This is a genomic window from Rubripirellula obstinata (assembly GCF_001642955.1).
Taxonomy (GTDB): domain Bacteria; phylum Planctomycetota; class Planctomycetia; order Pirellulales; family Pirellulaceae; genus Rubripirellula; species Rubripirellula obstinata.
This window is the reverse complement of sequence record NZ_LWSK01000192.1, coordinates 1-6,214: the sequence shown is the minus strand read 5'-3', so window position 1 is coordinate 6,214 and position 6,214 is coordinate 1. Positions and strand designations below refer to the sequence as shown.

Annotated in this window: 2 protein-coding genes; one reads left to right on the top strand and one right to left on the bottom strand. The window is 53.9% G+C overall.

The window, feature by feature from the left end:
* Positions 1-1,540: 1,540 nt before the first annotated feature.
* Complete coding sequence (locus RC85_RS24330) at positions 1,541-1,741, bottom strand: cold-shock protein (RefSeq protein ID WP_068267345.1); 201 nt, start codon at positions 1,739-1,741, stop codon at positions 1,541-1,543.
* Positions 1,742-2,324: 583 nt separating this feature from the next.
* On the opposite strand from RC85_RS24330, the gene RC85_RS24325 reads away from it, so the two are divergent.
* Positions 2,325-6,008: a DUF4347 domain-containing protein gene (locus tag RC85_RS24325; protein ID WP_068267347.1), complete on the top strand. Its 3,684-nt coding sequence runs from the start codon at positions 2,325-2,327 to the stop codon at positions 6,006-6,008.
* Positions 6,009-6,214: the final 206 nt, after the last annotated feature.

Here is a 6,214-nt window from a genome sequence, read left to right as displayed (position 1 = left end):
GCCGTAACTCGCTATGGCTCGCTACGGCCTACATGCTGGCGAATAGGAAAATGTGCCGTTGCCACAATGCTTCGCAGCGCTGCAGTTTGTGTTGTCTGCCATGGTGCAGCTTGCCCAATCTGCTGCGTTGCAATGATTTTCATCAGGCCAGGCATTGCCCCGCGCGTTCGGGCCGCACAACGCGCGGGGCGATGCCCACGCGGTTAAACGGTTGAGATCCTGAGCATGCCGACGGTCATGCTCAGTTAGGACCATCGGAACAATAAGTGGCGTAGCGAAACTCGCCAAGAGTTTCGGCAGCTCGACAAACCGAAAGTCTTGGCGGCTTTCGCTACCAATTTTTCCGCCACTCATTGTTCCGACGGTTCTTAGTCCTGGAGGGACGGAAGCTCGGTGCCGGGTGCGAAGCACCCGGATACAAAGCAACAACAACACTCTTCTCCTCGATCGATCGGCGGCAAAGCCGCCGATCGATCGAGGAGAAGACAAGCATGAGGCGGCATGTTCCGGGTGCCGACCGGCTTGTCGATTAATTCGATAGGACTGTGCGTGGTCTGATGAAAATCATTGCAACGCAGCAATTTGGGCAAGCTACACCATGGCCGACAACACAAACTGGGACGCTGCGAAGCATTGTGGCAGCGGCACGTTTCCCTGATCGCCAGCGTGTAGGCCGTAGCGAGCCAAAGCGAGTTACGGCAATGTGCGCAACGCCGTAACTCGCTATGGCTCGCTACGGCCTACTTTCAAGGGGCGTGACAAGTTGACAGCGACACATTTTCATCAGGCCAGGCAGTGCGCTAGGCCCGGCCGCTTACGCGTCGCGGCTCACTTTATCAGCTGTCCGTGACCTACCCGGTAAATGCCTGGCACCGCTGCGCGGCTAGATTGACTGGCTGGCGGCGATGCAATCATTGCACCATCGAAGCTGGGCGTGCTCTGTCGCGTGGCGGTTGGACAAAGTGGCGCTGTCCAGCGAGGGAACTGTCGCGACATAGCTTTCCGGTTTTCCCGTAGCTGATCCCGCCAGGGTTCGGTACCTGCTCAGTCCATCACTAGTAGTCCATGTCAGCTCAATCTTCGGTTAGGAGGTAGCGGAAGTCGCGTAGACTTTCGGCGTCCCCCTCGTAGCCGAAACTCTTGGCGAGTTCCGCTACCCGAAAATTGAGGTGACGCGGAATACTAGCGGTACCCGCCTGACCCCTGGCGGGCCCAGCTACGAATGATTTCGCCAAACACTGGGCTTGTTTCTGGACGGTTGCGGCGATCGCATTGTTCTACGTTGGATTGCCGGAACTGCGCTACGATTGTTGCGAGGTACAAGCAATTCACCGCACGACCATTGGGTCATCTGTCGGGTGTTTCGTTCTAATCAAAGAGGTGACTAGAAGGTTTCCCCGAGCGTGGGGAAGAAAAAAAGGACTGGGGGTGCGGCTCAAGGTTGATCTCTCAACTCTTGAACCTACTTCGTCGCCTCGAAGAGCGACTGAACGGTTCAACCCCCGTCCACTGGTTCCATCCTATCCGTCAGCGATATCGCTTACTCAGCAAGCTGAACGTTTTCTGCACAAGGTCCCTTGGGGCCTCGGCCTTCGCTGTAAGTTACTCGTTGCCCTTCTCGAAGATCGTCGAATTGAACGCCTTCCAGATTGGACGAATGAAAAAACAAGTCCTTTTCGCTTCCTGTGTCAATGAAGCCGAAACCCTTGTCGGTGACTCGTTTGATCGTACCTTCTGCCATCTCATCATTCCCAAAAAGTGTCTTGCAGCTCCACTCACAAACACTGTGAGCAAGAGATTCTGCGGTGTCCGCATAGCGTACCGCATTGACGCAGGTTTCGAAGAAGGAAAACAATCATGAGACGAAATTTTTGCAGATTCTCCGTCCATCTTCAGTTCATCCATCGAACGAAAACCAAGGAATTACGGGGCGTTTCCGTCCGTAATCGAATCATCCAAACTTTTTAAAAAGTTGTGGGAACTATTCCAAATCGCCTCCCATACGAGATCAATTCTCACGCTTGCGAGAGCTTTTTGATCAAAATCTGTGCTGATTGAGGCTCAAAAAAGGCAAAAAAACGCCATGGCTTCCCCCCCCCGCCCCCCCGTTCTATTTAAACTGCGGAAATCCTCAATTGATGTCAATCGTTCCGCATTCCAGAGCCGCATCCATCATGCTGACACATCGCGAAAAGTCTCCACTTTCCAACCGGCTATTTCGTAGACTGACACGGCTTTCACCAGCCAAGTCCCCGTATCAATCACCTAGGCATAAATCGGCGCGCGGGAACTCATGGACTGCTGAACCTTTGGAAGGACGATTGATGTTGGCGGGTGATTTGCCAGCCGTGTCTTCAGCAAGTCCTGTTTCGTCAGCCGTATCGTGCGGTGCCACAGCAGCGTCTTCCGAAATGGGCATTTCCCAGAATGTCAATCTATCGATGGGCACCGAGTTGGTATTCATCGATCTGGACGTTCAACAAAGCGGCGAACTAGCCTCCATCGTCGACCGCAACGCCGAAATTGTTTTGATTGATGCTGAATCAGATCCCATTGATCAAATTAGCCGATCCATCGCAAAGCACTCGTCGGTTCGGACAGTTCATCTGATTTCGCACGGACGCTCGGGCGAACTACAACTGGCAGGCCAAACGATCGACAGCGATCGTTTGGCTAAGCGTGGACAAGACCTCAACGGCTGGCGTCGTTCCTTGGCCGCGGATGCCGACATTCTGATTTATGGATGCGACGTCGCCGACGGCAAAGCCGGCCAGCAGCTCATGCAGACCCTTGCATTGCTGACGGGAGCTGATGTTGCCGGTTCGACCGACCGAACGGGTTCGGTCGACCAAGGCGGTAATTGGACATTGGAATCGGCAACAGGATTAATCGAATCCCAATTGATCGCCAGCAGCACTTCCTTGGCCACCGTTTCCGTAGCGTTGCCGATCACCATCCGCGCCGCGGGCAGCGAAGGTGAAGAACAGATGCAGTTGCAGATTGATGGAACAACGGTTCAGACTTGGAACAACATCGGCGGCAACGCAGACGCTCGGCAATTTCAAACGTTCACCTACGACGGCGGTGCTGGCGTCACCGCAGACCAAGTCCGCGTTGTCTTCAGTAACGACCTTTATCAACCAGCCGAAGGGATCGATCGAAACCTTCACGTTGATTCGATCAACATCAACGGCAACGTTTTCCAAACAGAAGACAGCAGCGTCTTTTCAACGGGAACTTGGCAAGACGGTGTCATTACTCCTGGATTCAAAGAGTCTGAAACGCTGCACACCAATGGTTACTTCCAATTCGCGGAATCGTCTCAAAATAATGGCAGCGAGTTTTCAATCTTTGCCGCTGGGAACGAGAACAGCGAAAGCATGGAATTGTGGATCGACGGAAACCAAGCCGCCACATGGACCAACATCGGTGGCGACGCTTCTAGCCGGCAGTTCGTGCGGTATGACTTTACCGCAGAATCAACGGTGGACATCAACGATGTTCAAGTTCGCTTCACCAATGACTTGTACATCAACGATGGCGAAGTCGATCGCAACCTTCGAGTTGACCGCATCGTGCTGGATGGTGTCACCTATCAAACCGAAGCCCCAAATGTTTTCTCGACGGGAACTTGGCGTGATGGTGGTGTGACGCCAGGTTTTAAACAGGACGAAACACTGCACGTCAACGGTTACTTTCAATACGGCGATTCAGCGACTAGCCAACCCGGCACGATCGCACTTGAAACCAGCAACATCACCATCAATGAAGACGCCGGTAACGCAGAGGTGCGAGTCCTTCGCAGCGGCGGATCCGACGGCACCCTAACGGTTGACTACGCGACGGTGGCATCAAGTGCGACCGCAGGGCAGGACTACACCGCACAAAACGGCACCTTAACCTTTGCCGATGGCGTGACGCAGCAGAGCATTGTGATTCCGATTCTGAACGATAGCGATGTTGAATCGACGGAATCCTTCAACGTCACGATTGACAATGTTGTTGGCGGCGGAACATTGCTTGTTCCGCGAACGGCGACGGTCACCATCATTGATGACGAAATCGCTTTGCCTCAGTACAACAATTTCGCCTCGACAGCCGGATTAGATTTCAACGGTTCAGCACGAAAGCTTGGCAACCGTTTAGAAATAACACCTGATTCAACCAGCCAAGCTGGTTCCGTCTTCTTTGAATCCGCGCTAACGCTTGGCAACGATGCATCGTTTCAGTCCGCGTTCAGTTTTGAATTCGCGGGTGGCACAGGCGGTGCCGATGGTTTGACATTCGCGATCCAAGCTGATCCGGACGGTTCGTCGGCACTGGGATCAAGTGGCGGGTCGCTCGGTTACGATGGCATTGCCAATTCAGTTGCGATTGAATTCGATACCTACCGTAACGGCGGTTACGATCCAAACGATAATCACGTTTCGATCATATCGGGGAACACCAGCAATTCGCTGCGGACGGTGTCTACCGATATTGACCTCAATTCCGGAAATCGACTTTATGCCTGGGTGGACTACAACGGAGTCAGTGATTCATTGTCGGTTTATCTGTCTGAAACAGCGACAAAACCGGAACTAGCACTCGCCAAAACAACGATCGATCTGGAAAGCGTTGTTGGCCCGAACGCGTACTTTGGATTTACCGGCGGAACAGGCGGATTGACTAATCAAACCCTGATTCGCCAGTGGAACATGAACCAGCAAGCTCCCCCGGCAAACCCGCCGACGGAAATCGGTGACACGGTGGTGGCAATCGATGTCGTCACCGGCGTCGCCCAACCAACGGCCATTGATTGGTTGCCCGACGGGACCATGTTGATCGCACAAAAATCTGGTGTCGTGCAAACGGCAACCGATGGGCAAACCGGAAATTCACCATTCATTGATATTTCGGCAATCGTCAACAACACACGTGACCGCGGATTGCTTGACCTTGCTGTTCATCCTGATTTTGAAAACAACCCGTACGTCTACTTGCTATTCACTTACGATCCGCCGGAAGTGTTTGAACAGTCCGCCGGCACGCTTGCTGGCCCCGATGGTCGCGGGAACCGCGCCGGTCGATTAATACGAGTCACCGCTGACGCAAACAACGATTTCAAGACTGCCGTTGCAGGCAGCGAAGTCGTGCTGCTTGGCGAAAACAGCACTTGGGATAACTTCAATGGTTTTGCCAACAGCACGTTTAACTTTGACGAAGCACCCGCGGGCGAGAACGCCGATGGAACTTACGTCCAAGACTTCATTCCCAGCGATAGCGAGTCACATACCGTTGGTGGACTGGCGTTTGGAATTGATGGTGAATTGTTCGTTTCGACTGGCGACGGTGCCTCTTACAATCGTGTCGATGTGCGAGCCGATCGGGTTCAAGACATTGACAGCCTTTCCGGCAAGATCTTGCGAATCGATCCAATCACCGGGGACGGTTTAGCCGACAATCCGTTTTACAATGGAAACGCAAACGCCAACCGAAGCAAGGTTTATCAATCTGGACTTCGCAACCCGTTTCGCATTTCAGTTGACAATTCAACCGGACAACTTTACGTCGGCGATGTGGGTTGGAGCCGATGGGAAGAGGTTAATGCAGCAGGTCCAGGTGCCAACTTCGGCTGGCCTTTCTACGAGGGACGCAGCGGTGAATTGGAGGAACAGACCAGGTATCTATCAACACCCGAAGGTCAGGCTTGGCTAGAACGGAACGAATTCATCACGCCGTCGATTTACGCTTTGTCGCATCAGTCTGATGGCATCAACGCGATCGTGATGGGCGATGCTTACCGTGGTTCGGCCTACGGCAGCGAGTATCAAGGCGACGTGTTCTTCAACGATCTAGGCCAGGGCATCGTGCGACACGCCAGCATCAATCCCGACGGCAGCGTTGGCGACGTCAACGTCTTTACCACGGGTGCCAACGTCGTCGTCGCAATCTCCGAAGGCCCCGACGGAGCGTTGTATTACGTCGATCTGGACGACAGCAAAATCGGACGCTGGGAACTGGTGTAAAACGTAGGCCGGAACAAGACGCGACAGCGGCGCAGTTCCGGCATTTCCCAAGGGCTGCCAAAACCGCTGCCCTTACAACATTAAGGAACGAGCGGGAAATTAGTGTCGCCTTTCGCTCGGGACGTCGCATCAGTTACTGCGTCTTAGGCCCGGAGGGCCGGCAGCTCCCTGCCGGGTGCGCGAGCACCCGGATGGCTGCCCCACAT